This window comes from Saccharopolyspora flava (assembly GCF_900116135.1).
Taxonomy (GTDB): domain Bacteria; phylum Actinomycetota; class Actinomycetes; order Mycobacteriales; family Pseudonocardiaceae; genus Saccharopolyspora; species Saccharopolyspora flava.
In genome coordinates this window covers 427,084-447,691 of record NZ_FOZX01000003.1, presented here as the reverse complement: position 1 = coordinate 447,691, position 20,608 = coordinate 427,084, and the positions used below count along the sequence as shown (strand labels likewise).

Here is a 20,608-nt window from a genome sequence, read left to right as displayed (position 1 = left end):
CCGTCAGACCGACGTCGTGGTTTGGTCGGTTTGATCGGTTTTCGCGCTCTGCTCCGCGGGGTGGTCGTGGGGCATGAAGTAGGCCAGGACCAGCAGGGTCGCTCCGACGAGGAACAGCAGCCCGAACACGACGTGCAGCGCGTCCATCAGGCCTGGTCCGGACGGGGTTCCGTCGGCGGAGGCGGTGGTGCGGGCGTTGATGATGGCACCGCAGATCGCCACGCCCACGGCCGAGCCCAGCGACCGGGCGAACATGTTGATCCCGGTCACCGCGCCCCGCTCGCTGAACTGGGCCGACGACTGGGAGGCGATGAGCGTCGGGACCGCGGTGAGGCCCATCCCGATGCCGACCACGAAGGTGAAGATCCCGACCGTGATCACCGTCGAGGACTCGCCGAGCAGCAGCGTCAGCGCGGTGCCGACGGTCACGAACGACGCGCCGATCAGCGCCGTCCACCGGAACCCGAGCGCGAGGTAGACGCGACCGGCGTTGGTCGCCGCCAGCGGCCAGCCCACCGTCATCGCGGCCAGCGCGAACCCGGCGATCAGCGGGCCGACGCCCAGCACGCCCTGCGCGTAGATCGGGACGTAGGTGGACAGGCCGAGCACGATCACGCCCACCAGCAGCGCGATCGCCGTGGGCACGCCCACCACCCGGTTGCGCAGCAGCCGCAGGTTCAGCATCGGGTGCGAGGAGCGCAGCGCGTGCACCGCGAACCCGGCCAGCAGCAGCACCGCCGCCGCGAAGATCGCCACCGACGGCACCGACAGCCACGCCCAGCTGGTGCCGCCCTCCAGCAGACCCAGCAGCATCAGCGTGCTGCCGGCGGTCAGCAGCGTCGCGCCCAGGTAGTCGATCGGCTCGCGGTCGCCCTCGCGCGGCGACTCGTGGTACTTGAGCACCAGCATCGTCGCCGCAGCGAAGCACAGCGGCAGGTTGATCCAGAAGATCCAGCGCCAGCTCACGAACTCGCTGAACACGCCGCCCAGCGTCGGGCCGACCACCGAGGAGATCGCCCACACCGACGCCAGGTAGCCCTGGGTCTTCGCGCGTTCCTGCAGCGTGTAGATGTCGGCGGCGATGGTCAGCGAGACCGGCATCACCGCGCCCGCGCCCAAGCCCTGCAGCACGCGGCCGACGATCAGCACGGGCATCGACCACGCCGCGCCGCACAGCACCGACCCGACCAGGAAGAACCCGACGCCGGCCAGCATCAGCCGCTTGCGGCCGAGCACGTCGGCGAGCCTGCCGAACAGCGGCGTGCTCACCGCCTGGGCCAGCATGTAGGCCGAGAACAGCCACGGGACCTGCGCGAAGCTGCCGAGATCGCGCGCGATCGTGGACGACGCGGTGGCGATGATCGTCGCGTCCAGCGCCACGAGAGCGGTGGACAACATCAGTGCGAGCAGGATGGGGCCGCGCTCGGAGCGCAGCCCGACAGCGGAAGACGAAGCGGGCACGAACTCCATAAGACACCGGGGCGCGGAAATATTCCAGGAGTCGATCCCGATTCACGAATTCCCCACTTCTCCACGAGAACCGTTGTGATCGTGGGAAAAACGTGATCGAGCTATTCCGGGGCGAGTTGGGCGAGTTCTTCCGTTCGCGCCGCGAGTCCGACTCGCGCGGAGGACATGAGCACCACGTGATCGGCTCCGGCATCACGATGTTGCCGGACCTGGTCGGCGACCTCCTGGGGTTGTGCGGCGTTGTCGATGCCGACGATCAGGAGTTTGTCCGGGCCCAGCGCTTTCCGCGTTTCGGCGGTGTACTCCGGTGTCCGCATGGCGGGGAACGTGCCGTCGGCCATCTCGGCACCCAGCGCGGTCAGCTTCGGGCCCATCGCCCCGATGATCCTCGGATAACGCGCACGCGGAGCGGGGACGGCTCCGGGCTCCGACATCCGGCTCAGGTAGTCGCGCAGCGTCGCCACCGGCGAGCCGAACTCGCGTCCGACCGCTCGGGCCTGCTCCGGGTACCCCACGCCCAGCCCCAGCACGAACCGGCCGGGGTAGGCCTCGGCGAGGGTCGCGGCCGCCGCGTGGGCGGTCTGCGGCTCGCGCACCCAGATGTTGACGATCCCGGTGCCGAACACCACCCGGTCGGTGGCCGCCAGCAAGGCTGCGACCTGCGTGAACGCGTCCTTGCCGAGGACTTCGTTGACCCAGATCGCGGTGTAGCCCGCCCGTTCCAGGCGCTGGGCGGCTTCGCGTTGTTCGGAGATCGGCGGCATGTCGGCGAACTCCACCGGCAGGTAGACCCCGACCGGTCCGAGCGCGCGGCGGGTGTCGTTGGGGGTGGTCATGCGAAGTAGTGGTCCTGTTCGAGGTCGGCGAGGAGGCCGGGGTGGATGGGCTCCCAGTCGAAGCGGGCGCGGGTGGCCTCGGCCGAGGTGCTCTGGTCGGTGGAGATGATCAGGCCGACGAACCCCAGGTGGTCCGCCGCTTCGGCGGCGGGCAGCGACTTCGTCGGCAGGTCCAGCCGTCGTCCGATGGTCTCGGCGAGTTCGCGGCCGGGGATCGCCCCGTCGCCCACCGCGTGCGCGCGGACCCCGGCGGGCGCCGCTTCCAGCACCCGCAGGTACAGGCGGGCGGCGTCGAGCAGGTGCACGGCGCAGAAGTTCTTCGTCCCGTCGTCGATGTAGGCGGAGAAACCGGACCTGCGCGCGGCCTCGATCATGATCGGGACGAACCCGTTGGTGTCGGGTTCACCGTGCACGGAGCGCGGCAGCCGCACGATCGCCACCCGCACGCCGCGTTCCACGTAGGACAGCGCCAGTTCCTCGGTGACGAAACGTCCCGCCACCGGGGAATCCAGCGGCGGCACGGTGTCCTCGTCGGACCCGTCGCCCGGAGTTCCCGACGTGATCAGCAGCGGCTTGTCCGACCCGACGAGCGCCTCGCACAGCGCCTCCACGGCGGCGCGATCGGTGGCGACGGAGGCCTCGAAGTCGGTGAAGTCGTGGACGAACGCGGTGTGGATCACCGCGTCGGCTCGGGTCGCGCCGTCGCGGAGGCCGGCGAGGTCGGTGAGGGAACCGCGGTGGACGGCCACGCCCGCGGCGGTCAGCTTCGCCGCGGCGGCCTCCGATCGCGCGAGCCCCAGCACCTCGTGCCCGGCGGCGTGCAGTTCGCGGATGACGGCGGTGCCGACCATGCCGGTCGCGCCGGTGACGAAGACTCGCATGTGCTCACTCCCGGAACGTGCTCATCGGATGGCTCCAGAGTGCGCCCGGGCATCGCGCGACGTCCAAGTCCTGTTCCGGAATCCGACATGCAGAACAGGCATCACAGCAGTTCAGAATCCTGATCGAAGGCATCTGCGGGTGTGAGCGGGATAGCCTGAAAGCATGACCGACCTCGACCTGCGGCTGGTCCGGTACTTCACCGTCGTCGCCGAGCACCAGCACTTCCGGCGGGCCGCCGACGAGCTGCGCATCGCCCAGCCGTCGCTGTCCAGGCAGATCCGCCGCCTCGAACAGCAGCTCGGGGCGCGGCTGCTCGACCGGACACCGCGCGGCACGGTCCTGACCGAAGCGGGGGAGGCCTTCCTGCCGCGCGCCAAGTCGCTGCTGCGCTCGGCCGCCCGCGCGGCGGCCGAGGCACGCGCGGCGGCGCGACCCCACCGCATCGTCCTCGGCTACGCCAACGGGCTCATCATCACCGAGGCGGCGCGGGCGATGCGACGGCTGCACCCCGACGCCGAGGTGCGGACCAAGCACATCGACTTCACCGAACCGCATACCGCGCTGCTCGACCACCGCGCCGACGCCGTCGTCGCGCGACTGCCGTTCCCCACCGACGGGCTGCGCGTGACGCTGCTCTACCAGGAGCCTCGCGCCGTGGTGGTCTCGCGCGAACACCGCCTGGCCGAACGGGATTCGGTCACCCTCGCCGACATCGCCGACGAGCCGATGCCGCAGATCCCCGGTGCCGACGGCGCCTGGACCGCGTACTGGCGGCTGGAACCCCGCCCCGACGGCAGCACCGCCCCCGCCGGGCCCAGCATCACCGCGCTGGAGGAGAAGTTCGAGGCCGTCGCCTCCGGCCAAGCGGTGGTGGTCGCGGTGCGCGCGGTCGCGCGGATGCGTCCCGACCTGGTGGCGATCCCGCTCGTCGACGTCGAACCCAGCCACGTGGTGCTGGCGACCCGAGCGGGCGAGCGCAACCGGCTGATCACCGACTTCGCCCGCCTCGCCGAGGAGCACATCACCGGCCCCGAGGTGTGAAACCCCGTGCTGCGCTGAGGATTCGTTCTCCCGGGTGGGGGAAGTTTTCATGAAAACTTCCCCCACCCAGGGTGAGGCGTGGGATCAGAACTCGCCATTGAAGAACACCGTCTGGCCCGCGACGGGGTTCGGCTTGACCGAGACCTGGAGCTCGCCGGGCTGCTCGTCGACTTCCCAGACCTTGGTGAAGGTCGTCTCGCCACCCGGCGGGACCTCGGTGTTGGGCAGCGGATCGCCCGCGGTGTAGTTCTCCTGCGCGACGCGGCCGGAGTGCTGAGCGGTCAGCTGCGCCATCATCACCTGGTACGGCCGGCTGGATCCGTTGTGGACGGTGACGTCCACGGCCGCGAACCGCTTGCCCGAAGACGCCTGCAGGAACGGGTTGTCCGGGGTGAACTCCCGGGGAGCGGAGATCGCGATGGTCTCGCCGCCGCCCCAGGTGTGGCCCTGCCCGAACGCGACGGTCGGCGGCGTGCCCGGTACGGCGGGCGGCGAGCCGGGCGTGATGCCGGTGCCGACGACGCTTCCGGGAGCGTTGATCTGGTCGTTGACCGCCGTGGCGAACAACCCGAACACCACCGTGCTGAGGACGAACGCCACGGCGCCCAACCCGGTGCCGACGGCCGCGACGGCGAGGTTGGTCGCACGCCCCTTGCGGGCGCGCACGATGCCGATGATCCCCAGAACGATCGCGAGCGCGCCCAGGATGAATCCGATGAAACCGATGAGCGGGATCCAGGCCAGCAGCAGGGCGATGATGCCCAGAACCAGTGCGGCGGTTCCCATTCCGTTGCGAGGCTGCACCGGAGCGGAGGGAGGCGTGTAAGCCGGAGTCGTCATGACCTCTTCCTTCAGGGGGTTACTCTTCGAGGTCGCGACATTACCGTCCGGACATGGTGTCCCGTACGCGAAATGGTGGAACGCGTTCGTATTCGGGAGAACTTCTCCGCCGCCGCTCGGCCGAACGAGTGATCCGGCGAACGGCTCAGGGGGTGTCGAGGGTGTCGACCTGGGTGTGCATGAGCGCGAGGGTCTGGTCGAGGGTGAGCCCCGAGTTCAGCGCGTGGTCGAGGTAGGTGAGGATGCGCTGCGCGTCGGGGTTGAGGACCTCGTTGGTCGCGTCGGCGGTGGCCGCGGCGAGGGTGCCGAGCGAGGCGCGCTGCTGGGCGGCGCGGACCGCGCGGCGCAGGATGATCGTCTCCTGGGCGTTGGGGCGGCGGCGTTCCTCGGTGAGGCGCGCGAGGATGCGGCGGACGGTCGGGTCGTGCCGGACCGTCGCGGTGCGGGCGGCGTAGGCGGCGACCAGCTGCGAGTCGCGGCGGTCGTCGGGAGCGTTCTCGCCCTCTCCGGCGTGGGCCGGGGGCACGTCGACGGCCAGGGCGTCCAGCGCCTGCTGCACCCGCGCGTCGCGGGCGCGCGCCCGGGCGATCGGGTCCGGCCGCCCCTTGCCCGCGCGCTCCCGCACCTGCCTGCGAGCCTGTTGCCCGGCCTCCGTCAGCCGCCGGGGCCGGGACACCAGACCGTCGTTGATCTGCTGCTGGCGCTTGAGGCGCAGGTGCATGTCCAGCGACTGCCCGGCGCGCGGCGGGGCCAGCCGGGCGTTGCGCTCGAAGTCGTCGTCCTCCTCGCGGAACCACTTGCGCAGGCGCCGCACCAGGAAGTCCTCCGGCGACTCCTGGTCGCCGCGCCTGGGCTGGAAGCCCTCCCGGCCCTCCGGGAGGTTGTCCAGCGCGACCTTGATCGCGTCCACGCACCAGCCGGCGTCGAACCAGCGGTTGAGGATCGCGATCGCCTGGGAGGTCACCGGGTGGCCGGGGAAGAGCTCGCCGAAGAGCTTGCGGGTGGCCAGCTCGGCCTGCTCCCGGTCGGCCGGGATGACCCGGCCCGGCCAGGTCTGCGGGGTGAACGCCATCTGCTCCTCCGAAAGGTGCCGCGCCCGTCCGGGCAAACGGCACTGCGCGCGTGCTCCGAGTGTCCCCGATCGGCTTCGGCGAGGTGCCCGGGCGACCTCCCGTTTGGTGGGTCCCGACTAAATTTCGGCCCCACCGCGCGGCACCGGCTACATATCCCTACTAGCCGGTAACCGGGAGGGTGTTCTTGAAGGTCGGGAGCGGCTGCTCCCGCGATGAGCTTAGGAGGTCTGGTCGGTGTTCCGTCGTGTGGCGATCGTCAACCGCGGGGAAGCCGCGATGCGGCTGATTCATGCTGTGCGGGAGGTCGAGGCGGAAACCGGCGACCGGATCGAGACCGTCGCGCTGCACACCGACGCCGACCGCGCGGCCGCCTTCGTCCGCGAGGCCGACGTGACCTACGACCTGGGCCTGGCCCGCGACCGGCCCTACCTGGACATGGCGGTGCTGGAGCGCGCCCTGACCGAGACCGGTGCCGACGCCGCGTGGGTCGGCTGGGGCTTCGTCGCCGAGGACCCGGCGTTCGCCGAGCTCTGCGACAAGCTGGGCGTGACCTTCATCGGCCCCAGCGCCGAGGCGATGCGCAAGCTCGGCGACAAGATCGGCGCCAAGCTCATCGCCGAGGAGGTCGGCGTGCCGGTGGCGCCGTGGAGCCGCGGCGAGGTCGCCGACCTCGACTCCGCGATCCGCAGCGCCGGTGAGATCGGCTACCCGCTGATGCTCAAGGCCACCGCCGGTGGCGGCGGGCGCGGCATCCGCGTGATCCACGACGAGACCGAGCTGACCGAGGCCTACGAGCGGACCCGGCTGGAGGCCGAGCGGGCCTTCGGTTCCGGCGCGGTGTTCCTGGAACGCCTGGTCACCGGGGCTCGGCACGTCGAGGTGCAGGTCATCGCCGACGGCCAGGGCACCGCGTGGGCGCTGGGCGTGCGGGACTGCTCGGTGCAGCGCCGCAACCAGAAGATCATCGAAGAATCCGCGTCCCCGGTGCTCACCGCCGAGCAGGCCCGCGAGCTCAAGGCCTCCGCCGAGCGCCTGGCCGTGGCGGTCGACTACCGCGGCGCCTGCACGGTCGAGTTCCTGTACCACCCGGGCGAGCGGCTGTTCGCGTTCCTCGAGGTCAACACCCGGTTGCAGGTCGAGCACCCGATCACCGAGGCCACCACCGGTATCGACCTGGTCAAGGCCCAGCTGCACGTCGCCTCCGGCGGCAAGCTGGAGGGCGAGCCGCCCGCCGAGTCCGGCCACGCGATCGAGGCGCGGCTCAACGCCGAGGACCCCGAGCGCGACTTCGCGCCCTCGCCCGGCAAGATCGTCCGCCTCGACTTCCCCGCAGGCCCGGGCATCCGCGTCGACACCGGCGTCGGCGAGGGCGACAGCATCCCCGCCGACTTCGACTCCATGATCGCCAAGATCATCGCCGTCGGTCGCGACCGCGACGAGGCCCTGGGCAGGCTGCGGCGCGCGATGGCGCAGACCACCGTCATCGTCTCCGGCGGCGCCACCAACAAGAGCTTCGTGCTCGACCTGCTCGATCGCCCCGAGGTCATCGACGGCTCCGCCGACACCGGCTGGATCGACCGCGTCCGCGCCGAAGGCGACCTCCAGGCCCACCGGCACTCCGCGATCGCCCTGGCCGCCGCCGGCATCGAGGCCTACGAGGACGCCGAGCTCGTCGAGCGGCAGCGGTTCCTCGCCGCCGCGCACGGCGGCCGCCCGCAGGCCCAGCACGAGAGCGGACGGCCCCTGGAGTTCAAGCTGCGCGGCGTCGGCTACCGCGTGCAGGTCGCCCGCATCGGGCACGAGCGGTTCCGCATCGGCATCAGCGCGAGCAGCGGCGCCGCCGTGCACACCGCCGACGTCGAGGTCGAGCGGTTCGACTCGCACGTCCGCCAGCTCAACGTCAACGGCCAGCGGTTCCGCGTCGTCACCGACACCCACGGGCCGGTGTGCCTGGCCGAGGTCGACGGCGTGGCCCACCGGGTCAGCCGCGACGAGGGTGGCGTGCTGCGCGCCCCGGCCCCCGCGCTGGTCGTCGCCACCCCGCTGGAGGTCGGCGCCGAGGTCGAGGAAGGCGCTCCGGTCCTGGTGCTGGAGAGCATGAAGATGGAGACCGTGCTGCGCGCCCCGTTCCGCGCGAAGCTGCGGGAATGCCTGGTGCGCACCGGAAGTCAGGTCGAGACCGGTGCCCCGCTGCTGCGGCTGGAACCGCTCGGCGACGGCGAGGAGACCGCCGAGCAGACCAGCGAGGACACCGCCGACCTCGCACTGCCCAGCGCCCCCGACGGACTCACCGCCGCCGAACGCGCCGAGCGCAACCGGCAGGACCTGCGCAGCATGCTGCTCGGCTTCGACGTCGACCCGCAGGACGAGCGCCGCGTCCTCAACGACTACCTCCGCGCCCGCGAAGAGCTCGTCGAGGCGGGAAAGCGCCCGCTGGACGAGGAGATCGAGCTGCTGGGCGTGTTCGCCGACCTCTCCGAGCTCAGCCGCAACCGGCCGGTCGGCGAGGAGACCGCCGCCGACTCCCGGGTGCACAGCCCGCGCGAGTACTTCCACACCTACCTGCAGAGCCTCGACGTCGAGCGCGCCGGGCTGTCCGAGACCTTCCAGGGACGCCTGACCCGGGTGCTCGGCCACTACGGGGTCACCGAGCTCGACCGCACTCCTGAGCTGGAAGAAGCCGTGTTCCGGATCTTCCTCGCCCAGCAGCGCGCCTCCTCCGACGAGGCGGCCGTGGCCACGCTGCTGCGGCAGTGGCTGGCCGAGGCCCCGCCGTCCGGCGCGCAGCGCCAGGCCGCCGGGCTCGCCCTGGAACACCTGGTCGCCGCCACCCAGGTCCGCTTCCCCGCGCTGTGCGACCTGGCCCGCACCGTGGCGTTCCGCTGGTTCGCGCAGCCGATGCTGCGCCGCCAGCGCGCCGAGGTCTACGCGGGCGTGCGCAAGCACCTGCGGCACCTCGACGAGAACCCGGCCGCGCCGGACCGCGCCGAGCGCATCTCGGCGATGGTCGCCAGCGCCGAACCGCTGGTCCGCCTCGTCGGCCAGCGCATCGGCCGCCCGGGCACCGACCCGGCGCCGCTGCTGGAGGTCCTGGCCCGCCGCTACTACGGCAACCGGGAGCTCGACGAGGTCCGTGCCTTCGAGGCCGCAGGCTGCACCTTCGTCAGCGCCGAGCACCGCAGCGCCGGATCGCGCGTGGTGAGCACCGCGGTGGACTTCGCCGCGCTGCCCGACGTCGTGCGCGCCATCGGCGAGCTGGCCGCCGACGGTGACCTGGTCGCCGACGTCTACCTGGTGTGGGACGGCCAGCCCGACGACACCGACGCCATGGCCGCCCGCCTCGGCGAGGTGCTCGCCGCGCAGCCGCTTCCCGCCGCCGTCAACCGGATCACCACCACCGTGGCCGGTCCCAGCGGCGCCGTGATGCACCACCACTTCACGTTCCGGCCCTCCGTCGACGGCTTCGCCGAGGAACGGCTGATCCGCGGCCTGCACCCGCTGATCGCCGAGCGGATGCAGCTGGAGCGGCTGCGCGAGTTCGACCTGACCCGCCTGCCCTCCTCCGACGAGGAGGTCTACCTGTTCCGCTGCGTGGCGCCGGAGAACCCCGCCGACGAGCGGCTGGTGGCGCTGGCCCAGGTGCGGGACCTCACCCCGCTGCGGGAGGAGGACGGCAGGCTCGTCGCCCTGCCCGCCGCCGAAGGCGTGCTCACCGCCTGCCTCGACGCGATCCGCAAGGCGCAGAAGCCCAAGTCCAAGAAGCGCGCCGGGACCAACCGGATCGTCGTCTACGTCTGGCCGCCGAACGAGCTGTCGCTCGACGAGCTCGACGTGGTCGCCCAGCGCGTGCTGCCGACCGCGGCCGGGGCCGGGCTGGAAGAGGTGCTGTTCCTGGTGCGGCAGCGCGACGCCGACACCGGCGAGCTCGCCGAGGTCGCGGTGCGGATCGGGTCGAAACCCGGTTCGGGCGTGCACATCTCGGTCGAAGAGCCCTCCACCGAGCCGATCAAGCCGCTGGACAGCTACCGGCAGAAGGTGCTGCGGGCCGAGAACCGCGGCACGGTCTACCCCTACGAGCTGACCGGGATGCTCGCCGGCGCCTCGGGTTCGTTCGTCGAGCACGACCTGGACGACTCCGGTGCCCTGGTCCCGGTGGACCGGCCGAAGGGCCAGAACTCGGCGGCGATCGTCGCCGGTGTCGTCAGCACGCCGACGGACCTGCACCCCGAGGGCGTGAAACGCGTTGTGCTGCTGGGTGATCCGACCAAGGCGCTGGGCGCGCTGTCGGAGCCGGAGTGCGCGCGGGTGATCGCGGCGATCGACCTGGCCGAGTCGATGGGCGTCCCGCTGGAGTGGTTCGCGCTGTCGGCCGGTGCGCGCATCTCCATGTCGTCGGGCACCGAGAACATGGACTGGGTCGCCGCCGCGCTCAAGCGCATCGTGCGGTTCACCCAGGACGGCGGTGAGATCAACGTCGTGGTGGCCGGGATCAACGTGGGCGCCCAGCCGTACTGGAACGCCGAGGCCACGATGTTGATGCACACCAAGGGGATCCTGGTGATGACGCCGGATTCGGCGATGGTGCTCACCGGCAAGCAGTCGCTGGACTTCTCCGGTGGTGTCTCGGCCGAGGACAACTTCGGCATCGGCGGCTACGACCGCGTCATGGGGCCGAACGGTCAGGCGCAGTACTGGGCGCCGAACCTGGGCGCCGCAGCCGAGGTGCTCATGGCGCACTACGAGCACACCTACATCGCCCCCGGCGAGTCCGGGCCGCGCAGCGCGGGCACCAGCGACCCGAGCGACCGCGATATCTCGGACTTCCCGCACGAGCTGGCCGGCAGCGACTTCACCACGGTGGGCGAGATCTTCTCCACCACCGCCAACCCGGACCGCAAGAAGTCCTTCGACATCCGCACCGTGATGCGCGCGGTCGCCGACCAGGACCACGAGGTGCTGGAGCGCTGGGCGGGCATGGCCGACGCCGACACCGCCGTCGTGCAGGACGCCCACCTGGGCGGACAGCCGGTGTGCCTGCTGGGCATCGAGTCGCAGTCGGTGGCCCGCCGCGGGTTCCCGCCCACCGACGGCCCGGACACCTACACCTCGGGCACGCTGTTCCCGCGCTCTTCGAAGAAGGTGGCGCGCGCGATCAACGCGGCCAGCGGGAACCGGCCGCTGGTGGTGCTGGCGAACCTGTCCGGCTTCGACGGCTCCCCGGAGTCGATGCGCAAGCTGCAGCTGGAGTACGGCGCCGAGATCGGCCGCGCCATCGTCAACTTCGACGGCCCGATCGTGTTCTGCGTGATCTCCCGCTACCACGGCGGCGCGTTCGTGGTGTTCTCCAAGGCGTTGAACCCGAACATGACGGTCCTGGCCGTCGAGGGCTCCTACGCCTCGGTCATCGGCGGCGCCCCGGCTGCGGCGGTGGTCTTCGCCGGTGACGTCAACGAGCGCACGGCCAACGACCCCCGGGTCCGCGAGCTCGACGAGCTCGTCGCCAACGCCGAAGGCCCGGAACGCGCGGCGCAGAGCCTCAAGCTCGCCGACGTGCGCGCCGAGGTCCGCGCCGAGAAGCTCAGCGAGGTCGCCGCCGAGTTCGACCGCGTCCACAGCATCCAGCGCGCAGTCGAAGTCGGCTCGGTCGACGCCATCGTCACCGCCGCCGAACTCCGCCCCAGCATCATCAACGCCATCACCTCCCACCTCTCCTGACCCCACACCCCAAAACCCCGGTTTTCGCCCCGCGAAAACCGGGGTTTTCGGCGTTAGCCTTGGGATGATCCGGGGTGCGGCTTCTCTCCGCCGGGGCGGAGCGGTGGATCTAGTGCGCGGGTACTAGTGGTTCGAGGGCGGTGCGGGCGAGGAGATCGCTGCCGGCGAAGAAGCCGGAGGCGCCGGGGCCGCTGGTGGGAGTGTGAATGCCGGCGACGTAGGGGCCGATGGCGAAGCGATTCGGGTGCGCGGTGCCGTCGGATCGCAGCAGCCGGTGGTCGCCCGCGCGGACGCTGATCTTACCGGTGGTGTGCTCGGTGCCGTCGCCGTCGAGGTGGGTCTGCGGGGTGCACTCACCGGCTTCCCGAAGCCGACGCAGCAGCTCGTCGGAGGTGTCCAGCAGCGACGGCGTGCGCAGCCGCGACTCGACCAGCACGCGCGCCTGAACCGGCTCGGACGTGAACGCGCTCGTGGCGCGGAAGATACCGTCCTCGGCGCGAACCCGGGTACCGGGGCCGAGGAAGTGGACCACCCCGGCGCGGGATAGGGCGAGCAGCTCCGACAAACGGCGTGGCGGCGGCCCGCTGCTGATGTAGCTCAGAAGCGGCAGGAAACCGTGCTCCAGCTCCACCACCAGAGACCGAGCCGACAGTTCCTCGGCCTCCACCAGCTCGATGAGCACCCCCACCGACGACAGCAACCCCTGCACCGCCGCCAGTTCCGGGCTGAACACCGGGTCGCCGCGACGACGTAGGTCGTCGGTGACGTGGGTGCGGATCGCGGCCTGCAGATCGGGGCCCGGGTCGGTGAGGTGGCGGTCCAGCAGGTCCCAGGAGAACCGGTCGGACGGTGCCGGCACGCAGTCGGCGACCAGCTCGTCCCACTCCCGGCCGCCCCAGACCACGCCATCGAGAGCGGCGGCGAAGTCCGGCCAGGAGCAGCGCACGCGGTTCGGCCGGGTACGGAAGAACTCGTGGTAGTAGGCCGCCGCGGTCTCCTTCGAGACCAGAGGCAGCAGGTCCCGATCGAACTCCAGCGGAACCCCCATCGCCCGCGCGGCTTCGGCGGTGAAGAACCTCGGCAGCGGCGGGGCCTCGCTCTCGAAACCGAACTTGGCGCGATACGGCAGACCGCGCCGCGAGCCCACGTGCAGCACCGGTTCCCGGCCGCACGGCCGATACCGCAGACCGTGCACCGGATCCGGCTCGAACCGGCCGCCCCGGCCCTCGCACAGCAGCGCCATGCAATCGATGAAGGTCAGCCCGAAACCGCGCAGCAGCACCGGTTCGCCGGCCGGAAGCGATGCCAGCCGGTCCTCGTCGTAGTAGCCCGACGGGAAGTATCTCAAGCCGTGACGCTCGGCGTACCCGGCGAGCTCCCGTTCCTCGTCGGTGGCCGCGGACTCGAAGTTGCCCTGCGTCAGCACCACCTGGTCCACGACCAGCCGGGTCCCGTCTCCCAGCACCACCAGCTGTCCGTCCGCGTGATCGTCGAGTTCGATAGCGCGGGTGCGGTGCACGACCACCCGCACTGAAGGCGGAGCGGTGGCCACGACGTGCTCGAACACCCACGAGAAGTACGCGCCCACCAGCGGCCGCGGTGCGAAGGACTGCCCGGTCAGCTCGGTGAACTCATCGGTCAGCTCGTGCGGGGCGACCGATCCCAGCCACTCCTCGAACGTCGGGACCATCCCGGCTGGACCGCAGCGCGCCGTGTCCGGGCCGGTGAATATCCGGACATCGGCGACCGCGGAGTTCATCCACAGCAGATCCGACTGGGCGCGCCGCCAGATCCGTCCCGGGCCCGGCGGGAAGGGGTCGACCACGTGGAGCACTAGCGGCTCGTTCCCGGCCCACGCGCACAGCCGCTCCAGCACCGACGTCCCGCGCGGGCCCGCGCCCACCACGCAGATCGTTCTCATGCCGCGTCGCGCCGCCGCACGGTCACCGTCGCGAATCCCGCCGGGACCTGAGTCACGTGTCGCGCCTTGACGTCCTCTCCCGGGGCGTCGGTGGGCTCGAACTCGAAGTGGCGCAACAACTCCCGCATCACCACCCGCGACTCCACCTGAGCGAAGGTGGCGCCCAGGCAGCGCCGGTTGCCGATGCCGAAGGGCACCCAGTCGGCCATGGCGCCTCGTTCCAGGAACCGTTCCGGCCGGAATGCCCCGGGATCCGGGAACGACTCGGCCGAGGAGTGCAGCAGTGCGATGCTCGGCCACACGCTCGTGCCCTTGGGCAGCCGGTACCCGGCGAAGTCCGCGTCGCGCGACAGCTTCCGGCCCACGTCCGGCACCACCGGGCGGCAGCGCAACGCCTCCTTGATCACCGCGTCCAGGTAGGCGTCGTCGTCGGTGTCGGCGGCGCGCTGCGCCTCGGCCAGTACCTCCGGGTGCCGCACCAAACGCTCCAGGCACCACGCCAGGCCCGTCGCCGTCGTCTCGTGCCCGGCCAGCAGCAACGTGATCAGCTGGTCGCAGATGTTGGCGTCCGACATCCACCCGCCCTCGGCCTCAGACGCGCGCAGCAGCATTGCCAGCACGTCGGTGCGCTCGGCGAGCCTCGGGTCGGCCCGGTGCGCGGAGATCTGCCGGCGCAGCAGCGCGTCCGCGCGGGCGCGCATCCGCCTGCGCTTGAGCCTGCCGGGGTGCAGAGACGGGAACCGGTCGTGACCGGGCAGCACGTCGAACACGGACCCGGTGCGCAGCAGCCGCAGCACGGCCTCCTGCACCTGCTCCTTGAGCGCGGAGTCGTCGATGCCCATCACGTTGCGGGAGATGATCTCCAGCGAGATCGCCTGCATCTGCGGCAGCGCCTCCATCGGCTCGCCCACCGGCCAGGACGCGAGGTTGGCGGTGGTGATCTCGCGCATCAGCTCGACCTGGTCGCGGACCGCCTTGCCGTGGAACGCGGGCATCATCAGCGCCCTGGTGCGGCTGTGCTCCTCGTCGTCGATGACGAACACCGACTCGCGGCCCAGCACCATCTCCCCGAAGCTGTTCGCGCGACCGGCCTGGAACACCGACGGGTCGCTGCGCACCAGCGACTTCACGTCGTCGGGATCGGCGAGGACGACGACGGTGCCGAACGGCCACAGCCGCACGGTGAACCGCGCGCCGAACTCCTCGTGGCAGCGGCGCACGAACTCGGCGGGGGAGCGCCAGTAGCGCCAGGTCTGGGTCAGTGCCGGGAGGGACGGCCCCGGGGGTAATCGGGTGATCATCGGTGGACTCGCTTCGTCGTCGCCGAGTCGGCGACCTTCTTGGGGGTGATCACATCGGTGGGCAGCTCGTTGTTGGTGATCCGGGCGAACATGTTCCGCGGCCCGATGATGTGCGCGCGCTCGGCGCGGGCGGCGCGCATGCCCTCGACCACGGTGGTCCAGCGCACGGGGGTCACCCACCCGTCGAGCAGGTCCTGCTCGATCTCCGCCGGATCGGTCAGCAGTCTCCCGCTGACGTCCGACAGCATCGGCCACTTCGGACTGTTCCACGAAACGCGGTCGTACACCTCGGTTTCGAGTCGATCGCGCAGCGGCCGAACGGTGGAGCAGTGTTCCGATCGGTTCATCGTGTAGAACGGGTAACCGCCGGACTCGCGCACGCGGTCTTCGAACAACCGCAGGTCGGCCAGAGTGCCCGACACGGCGTGCACGGAGTCGTCGAGGTAGATCGACACCTCCAGTTCGCCGGGGAAGTCGGCCACCAGGGCGTCGACCGTCCGCGAGTCCAGCCGGTAGAAGAACAGGCAGCCCAGCGGTTCCGGAACGGCCGTGAAGTAGTCGACCTCCACCGCCGCGCTCGACCGCACCAGCCGCAGACCGTCCTCGTAGGACAGAGCACCGCTGAACACCGCAGCGATGATGGCGCCGAAGCTCTGCCCGCCGCACAGCACCGGGTCCAGTTCGACGTGGTCGAGAGCCCAGTCCGCCAGTGCCAGGGTCAGCACCAGGAACCCGGACTCGTAGACCTCCCAGTCGTAGACCTCGGCTTCGGCATAGGCGTCCAGCAGCGAGTAGCCGAGCACGTCGTCGGCGATCTCGATCCGGGTGCGGGCATGGTCGCTGGTGCGCAGGAAGTCCTCGATCGCGGAGAACTTCGTCGGCACCAGGCCCGGGAAGTAGAGCGCGTCACGGCGCACCGGTGTTCACCTCTCTGGCTTTGCGATGGGCGGGCGCGATCAGAGCCGGTCGAGCAGTTCCCGCTTCTTGGCCTCGAACTCCTGCTGGGTGAGGATGCCGTCGGCGTGCAGCTGCCCCAGCTCGCGGATCGTCGCGAGGATCTCCTCCCGCGACATCTCCGGTCGCTGCGGCGCTCCCGGCAGCATCCGGGGAACCGGGCCGGCGCCGAGCGCGGTCAGCTTCGGTTGGGCCTGCTGGATCGCGGCCAGCACGGCTGCGGCGAACGGCAGCGAGTTGGCGGTGGTGCCGAACCCGAAGCCGAACAGCAGTGCCCGGATGTTGTCGGCGGGCGGGGCCTCGTTCCGGTCGCCGTGCGGCACCAGCAGGAAGTGACCCGAGGTCAGGCCCGGCTTGACCCATTCGACGCCGACGAGCTCGGTGAGCTCGTGACGCCGCTTCGGCGAGCGGTGCTTGACTCGGGACGCGTCCGGGTGCCACTGGAACTCGACCGCGGAACCGTCGAAGGACGCCTCGCCGTCGTAGCCCTTGAGACGTCGCGGCGACTGGTCGACCTCAACGAGGAAACGCGGCGCGAGCGCGTCGGAATCCGGGTTGAGATCGCAGTGATCGTTGATGTGGTCGGCGTAGTAGGCCGCCAGTTCCTGCTGGTTCGGTTCCAGCTCGATCTGGTTCGGTTCGGAATCGTCGGAGAGCTGGCCCGCGGCGATCTCGGTGAGCGGATCCGCGCCGGGTCGCAAGTGGAGCGACAGCTGCGGATGACCGTCACCGCCGGCCGCGGTGGCGCGGGAAATGGCGTGGTACGGGATGGTTCTGTGCTTGAGCTTGCGCAGCAGGCGGGGATGCCCGAGTCCGCTGGAGTAATTGATCTCGATTCTGTCGTGCTCGAACACCCAGGTGGCATTCGTGCCCGCGAGTTCCAGCCCCAGTCCCATGCGGTGAACCTACCAGTGGAATGAATTGATCGGCAATGATTTCGAGGTGATCGTCGGGGTAGTAGGGGTTGTCGTCGAAAAGTGTGAGTGGAGTCGGTGGTCGCCACCGCGACCACCGACGTCCCGCCCGAATAACACCAGGTCAGCGGGATGATCTCCCCAGAGCTTCCCGGAGCGCTACTTGAGCTTCTTCTCGGGGAAGAAGATCGAGGCGACGCCGATGACGGCCTCGATGCCACCGATGATGGCGATGACGTTGCCGACCGTCCGCAATTCGAACGGGCCGATCTCGGTTTCACCCCCGTAGATCCGCAGCAGGACACCGGCCACCACCATGAGCGCGCCGATGGCTATGTGCTTCGCATTCGACATGAATCCTCCGTCTGTGAATCAAATGCCGTTCGTGATCGTAGCAGCGGTCAGGTCTCGAAAATCCGGTTCTGCCGGAACTCGCCGGATTCCCGCGGGTATTCCTGCCGCTGCCATTGCACCGTCGGCAGGTGCGCCGCGCCGATTCGCGGAATCGGCTGGGTCAGACCGGCGTCCGCCGACAGCATCCACACCCGGTGCCCGGGCGGGGAAGTGGGAATCCTGGGAATGGGCTGGGTTGCCAAGTGGTCGAAGCGGCGGGGGATGGGCTGGGTCGCGAGCACCTTCCGCGGCAGTCGCCGCGTGACCTCGCCGCTGTCGGCCAGCGCGGTGTCGAGCTTGTGCAGATGCCGCACGAACACCAACCCCACCGCCAGTGCCAGGTAACCGCAGCCCAGCACGAGCATCGTCGTGCGCACGCCGACGCTGCTGATCAACCCGGTCGCGGCGGCGACCGCCAGCGGAGCCGGCGCGCTCAGGACCGTGTTGGCGATGCTGATGACCCGGCCGAAGACCCGTTTCGGCACCCGTTCCTGCAGCGCGGCCATGTAGAGCATGTCCAGGGGGCTGGTCACCAGACCGGCCGCGGCCATCACCGCGAACGCCGGCGCTACGCCGAGTTCCAGCGACATCAGCAGCACCAGCGCCGCGAACGCCAGGTAGACGCCCAGGTAGGTACGGCGCTTGGGCAGCCTGTGCCCGACGACGCCGTAGCCGATCGTGCCGACGAGCGAACCGATGCCGAACGCGCTGATCAACCCGCCGTAGAGGGCGGGCTGGTGCAGCACCTCGGCGGCGTAGGCGGTCAGGCCGATCGTGGCGAAGCTGGAGTCGAACGCAGCAAACACCATCGTCGCCACCACCAGAGTGCGCAGCAGCTTGTCCTGGAACAGGTACCGCATCCCGATGCGGAACCGCCGGAAATAGCTCATCCCGTCCTCGTCGGGCCCGCCCAGTTCGGTGCCGCCGCTGCGAGGGGTGCGGGCGACCAGCAGCAGCACGGTCGTGCCGAGCAGACCGGTGACGGCGTTGAGCAGGATCGTCCACTCGCTGCCCGCGAACGCCGCGATCCCGCCTGCCGCCAGCGGGCCCACCAGGTTCGACGAGGCCGTAACCGTGCGCAGCGTCGCGTTGGCGCGCTCCAGCGGCACGCCGGCCTGCCCGGCCAGCTGCGGCACGAGCCCGAAGATCGCCACCCGCCCGGGTTCGTCGGCGACGCTGCGCACCAGCGCGAGCAGGACCAGGAGCGAGGGCGTGAGCAGCCCCGTCATGTGCAGCAGGTACACCGACAGGGTCGTGGCGGCGGCGAAGACGCTGGAGAACAGCATGCTGGCGCGAAAGCCCAGCCGGTCGATCAGCGGGCCCTGCAGCAGGCCAGTGATCACCGACCCGCCGACGCTGACCGTCGCGATCCAGCCGGTCAGCGCCAGGTCGTGGGTGGTTTCCAGGACGAACAGCGGCAACGCCGCAGTGCCGATGACGTCGCCGAGGACGTTGATCGATGAGCCGGTCAGCAGTCCCCGGTACGGGCCCCGCTTGAGCGGGTGCTTCCGGAATCGCACCGTGGGGGCGTCGGCGTGCGCGCGGTGTCGTCCCATCGACCTCTACCGGGAGGTGTCCCGCAGCGCGGCCGCAGAGGTCAGCGAACGCCAGGCGACGGGCACGGCCGCGGCGGTGATGGCCAGCGCCACGGCCGCGACGGCACCCGAGACGGCGATCCCTGCGGCCTGGTAGAGCGCGCCGATCGCCGCGGTGCCCGCGGCAACGCCCGCCAACTGGGCGCTCTCGTAGTGGCTCAGGCGGGTGGCGATGCGGGCACCGGCCCGCTCGGAGATGGCCGACTGCTCGGCGGGGACGGCGATGCCCAACGCGGCTGCGGCGAAGATCCACACGACGCTGAGCACCCACGGTTCGGGCGCGGCCGCGAGCACACCGGTGACCAGGGCGCTCGCCAGCAGCGCGGCCATCACCGCGGTGCGCTTGCCGATCCGGGTGAGCACGCGGTGGGCGATGTTCGGGACCAGGATGAACGCGATGAAGCCAGGTGCCAGCGCGGAGGCGATCGCATAGGGGCCGTAGTGGTGGGCGGTCTGCAGGTGCAGGAGCAGCAGCAGACCCATCGCGGCCTCCAGTGCCGCGGTCACTCCGCAGATCCCCAGGAACGGCAGCAGGTCTCGCGTCGACACCGGATCGGACGGGGCCGGTGGGCGCGGGTCGCCGCCGCGCGCGGTGAACCCGAGCATCGCGGCGGCGATCAGCGCGGAGGCTGCGCCGAGCGCGAAAACCGCGGGGTAGCCGAGGTCTTCGAGCATCGTGAAGCAGATGATGTAGGCGATGAGCTGGCCGGTTCCCTCGAACGACAGCAGCCTCCCGAATCCGCGGCCATCGTCGTCGCCGGCCCGGGCGCCGATCCAGCTGCGGACACCTACCCAGAACAACCCGCTGCCGACGCCGGTCAGCGCCGCCATCGCGAAGGCCGCGGGCAGCCCGATGCTGAGCGCGAACCCGGCCAGCGCGGCCGCGTGCAGCACGGCTCCGGCCGCGGCGACGAGGAGTTCGTTGACGCGGTCGGCGAGGTGGCCGCTCAGCGGCCGGGTCAGCAGCGCGGCCAGCGCGCACACCGCGACCAGCGCCCCGGCCTGGCCCGGGGCTGCGGCCAGCACGGCTCCGGCGTAGAGCGGCAGCAGGAAGTCCAAGACCTCCATCGGGCCGCTTGCGAAGGCGGCCGAGTGCAGCACGCGTTCTTCGCGGCCGAATCGCGGGCGGTCGGCGGTGTTGCTCATGGTGGTCCCGTTCCTCATCGGGGAAAAGATCAACTCGGGACAGTATCGCTGATCTTCCGTTTCTCGGGTGGCTGATCAACGGCGATTCCGCCGGTTCGGCACCCTGTGGCCGAACCGGCGGAACGCCCCGCTGGTATCAGCGGTTCAAGGCGAATTGCCTCAGCAACCGCTGCTCCAGGTGCTGCCCGGAACGTGGGCCTCGGCGGCCGCGGTCTCCAGGGCCTGCAGGTCGAGGATCGACATGGAAGATCACCTCCTCTCGTTTCGTCTCGTCACTTTCTTCGCCGTGTTGGGGAGGCGAAGAGATCAGCAGTTGGTGCTCGCGGTGCTGCCCGGCACGGAGGCCTCGGCCGCGGTGGTCTCCAGGGCCTGGAGCTCGAGGATCGACACGTGATTCACCACCTAACTCTTTCACTCGGGAATGCCATCGCCGCACGGTCGACGGCGAAGTTGTTGTTGGTCGAACATCCTGGGAAAGGTCTTACTGCAAGCAGATTCGAGGCCGGATCGGCGTTCGTGTCGCGCTT

15 protein-coding genes are annotated in these 20,608 nt (G+C 70.6%); 2 read left to right on the top strand and 13 right to left on the bottom strand.

The features are described from left to right. Nucleotides 1-3 precede the first annotated feature (3 nt). The 3 genes from BM424_RS11880 to BM424_RS11870 form a co-directional block, all read right to left on the bottom strand. Nucleotides 4-1,461 (bottom strand): MDR family MFS transporter, encoded by a 1,458-nt coding sequence (locus BM424_RS11880; RefSeq protein ID WP_245775779.1) that lies wholly within the window; start codon nt 1,459-1,461, stop codon nt 4-6. Nucleotides 1,462-1,571: 110 nt separating this feature from the next. Beyond that, entirely contained in the window at nt 1,572-2,306 is a 735-nt protein-coding gene (locus BM424_RS11875) for an LLM class flavin-dependent oxidoreductase (protein WP_093416214.1), read from the bottom strand. Then, the gene (locus BM424_RS11870) at nt 2,303-3,187 is read right to left on the bottom strand and encodes an SDR family oxidoreductase (protein ID WP_093416212.1); all 885 of its coding nucleotides are present in this window, start codon (nt 3,185-3,187) and stop codon (nt 2,303-2,305) included. Before BM424_RS11870 ends, BM424_RS11875 begins: the two co-directional genes overlap by 4 nt. A gap of 163 nt (nt 3,188-3,350) precedes the next feature. Here BM424_RS11870 and BM424_RS11865 point away from each other — a divergent pair, with 163 nt between their 5' ends. Next, a complete protein-coding gene (locus BM424_RS11865; RefSeq protein WP_093416209.1) occupies nt 3,351-4,229 on the top strand; it encodes a LysR family transcriptional regulator in 879 nt (292 codons plus the stop codon). 84 nt (nt 4,230-4,313) lie between these two features. Here the strand turns inward: BM424_RS11865 and BM424_RS11860 are convergent, their stop codons facing one another. Together BM424_RS11860 and BM424_RS11855 are read right to left on the bottom strand one after the other, a co-directional pair. Further along, nucleotides 4,314-5,069 carry a DUF4352 domain-containing protein gene (locus BM424_RS11860; RefSeq protein ID WP_139274051.1) on the bottom strand — a complete coding sequence of 252 codons (756 nt, stop codon included), beginning with the start codon at nt 5,067-5,069 and terminating at the stop codon, nt 4,314-4,316. 145 nt (nt 5,070-5,214) lie between these two features. Further along, nucleotides 5,215-6,141: a hypothetical protein gene (locus BM424_RS11855; protein ID WP_093416204.1), complete on the bottom strand. Its 927-nt coding sequence runs from the start codon at nt 6,139-6,141 to the stop codon at nt 5,215-5,217. Between the two features lie 235 nt (nt 6,142-6,376). Here BM424_RS11855 and BM424_RS11850 point away from each other — a divergent pair, with 235 nt between their 5' ends. Next, on the top strand, nt 6,377-11,857 hold the full coding sequence (locus BM424_RS11850; RefSeq protein WP_093416201.1) for an ATP-binding protein: 5,481 nt from the start codon (nt 6,377-6,379) through the stop codon (nt 11,855-11,857). A gap of 109 nt (nt 11,858-11,966) precedes the next feature. Here BM424_RS11850 and BM424_RS11845 read toward each other — a convergent pair whose 3' ends face one another. The 8 genes from BM424_RS11845 to BM424_RS29865 all read right to left on the bottom strand — a co-directional run bounded on the left by BM424_RS11845 (nt 11,967) and on the right by BM424_RS29865 (nt 20,324). Then, nucleotides 11,967-13,778: an FAD/NAD(P)-binding protein gene (locus BM424_RS11845; protein WP_093416198.1), complete on the bottom strand. Its 1,812-nt coding sequence runs from the start codon at nt 13,776-13,778 to the stop codon at nt 11,967-11,969. Continuing rightward, nucleotides 13,775-15,079: a cytochrome P450 gene (locus tag BM424_RS11840; RefSeq protein ID WP_093416195.1), complete on the bottom strand. Its 1,305-nt coding sequence runs from the start codon at nt 15,077-15,079 to the stop codon at nt 13,775-13,777. Before BM424_RS11840 ends, BM424_RS11845 begins: the two co-directional genes overlap by 4 nt. Further along, complete coding sequence (locus BM424_RS11835) at nt 15,076-15,996, bottom strand: ACP S-malonyltransferase (protein WP_093416192.1); 921 nt, start codon at nt 15,994-15,996, stop codon at nt 15,076-15,078. Before BM424_RS11835 ends, BM424_RS11840 begins: the two co-directional genes overlap by 4 nt. Before the next feature lie 39 nt (nt 15,997-16,035). Continuing rightward, a complete protein-coding gene (locus tag BM424_RS11830) occupies nt 16,036-16,929 on the bottom strand; it encodes a DUF4429 domain-containing protein (protein WP_093416190.1) in 894 nt (297 codons plus the stop codon). 177 nt (nt 16,930-17,106) lie between these two features. After that, complete coding sequence (locus BM424_RS28400; RefSeq protein WP_139274050.1) at nt 17,107-17,301, bottom strand: hypothetical protein; 195 nt, start codon at nt 17,299-17,301, stop codon at nt 17,107-17,109. A 47-nt stretch (nt 17,302-17,348) separates the two neighbouring features. Then, on the bottom strand, nt 17,349-18,896 hold the full coding sequence (locus BM424_RS11825) for an MFS transporter (RefSeq protein ID WP_093416187.1): 1,548 nt from the start codon (nt 18,894-18,896) through the stop codon (nt 17,349-17,351). 6 nt (nt 18,897-18,902) lie between these two features. Beyond that, complete coding sequence (locus BM424_RS11820; RefSeq protein WP_175548047.1) at nt 18,903-20,081, bottom strand: MFS transporter; 1,179 nt, start codon at nt 20,079-20,081, stop codon at nt 18,903-18,905. 159 nt (nt 20,082-20,240) lie between these two features. After that, nucleotides 20,241-20,324 carry a SapB/AmfS family lanthipeptide gene (locus BM424_RS29865; protein ID WP_139274061.1) on the bottom strand — a complete coding sequence of 28 codons (84 nt, stop codon included), beginning with the start codon at nt 20,322-20,324 and terminating at the stop codon, nt 20,241-20,243. Between the last annotated feature and the right edge of the window lie 284 nt (nt 20,325-20,608).

Coding starts and splice junctions, on each gene's coding strand:
- BM424_RS11875 (WP_093416214.1), bottom strand. CDS start 2,306: ATGACCACCCCCAACGACACCCGCCGCGCGCTCGGACCGGTCGGGGTC.
- BM424_RS11870 (WP_093416212.1), bottom strand. CDS start 3,187: ATGCGAGTCTTCGTCACCGGCGCGACCGGCATGGTCGGCACCGCCGTC.
- BM424_RS11865 (WP_093416209.1), top strand. CDS start 3,351: ATGACCGACCTCGACCTGCGGCTGGTCCGGTACTTCACCGTCGTCGCC.
- BM424_RS11860 (WP_139274051.1), bottom strand. CDS start 5,069: ATGACGACTCCGGCTTACACGCCTCCCTCCGCTCCGGTGCAGCCTCGC.
- BM424_RS11855 (WP_093416204.1), bottom strand. CDS start 6,141: ATGGCGTTCACCCCGCAGACCTGGCCGGGCCGGGTCATCCCGGCCGAC.
- BM424_RS11845 (WP_093416198.1), bottom strand. CDS start 13,778: ATGAGAACGATCTGCGTGGTGGGCGCGGGCCCGCGCGGGACGTCGGTG.
- BM424_RS11840 (WP_093416195.1), bottom strand. CDS start 15,079: ATGATCACCCGATTACCCCCGGGGCCGTCCCTCCCGGCACTGACCCAG.
- BM424_RS11830 (WP_093416190.1), bottom strand. CDS start 16,929: ATGGGACTGGGGCTGGAACTCGCGGGCACGAATGCCACCTGGGTGTTC.
- BM424_RS28400 (WP_139274050.1), bottom strand. CDS start 17,301: ATGTCGAATGCGAAGCACATAGCCATCGGCGCGCTCATGGTGGTGGCC.
- BM424_RS11825 (WP_093416187.1), bottom strand. CDS start 18,896: ATGGGACGACACCGCGCGCACGCCGACGCCCCCACGGTGCGATTCCGG.
- BM424_RS11820 (WP_175548047.1), bottom strand. CDS start 20,081: ATGAGCAACACCGCCGACCGCCCGCGATTCGGCCGCGAAGAACGCGTG.
- BM424_RS29865 (WP_139274061.1), bottom strand. CDS start 20,324: ATGTCGATCCTCGACCTGCAGGCCCTGGAGACCGCGGCCGCCGAGGCC.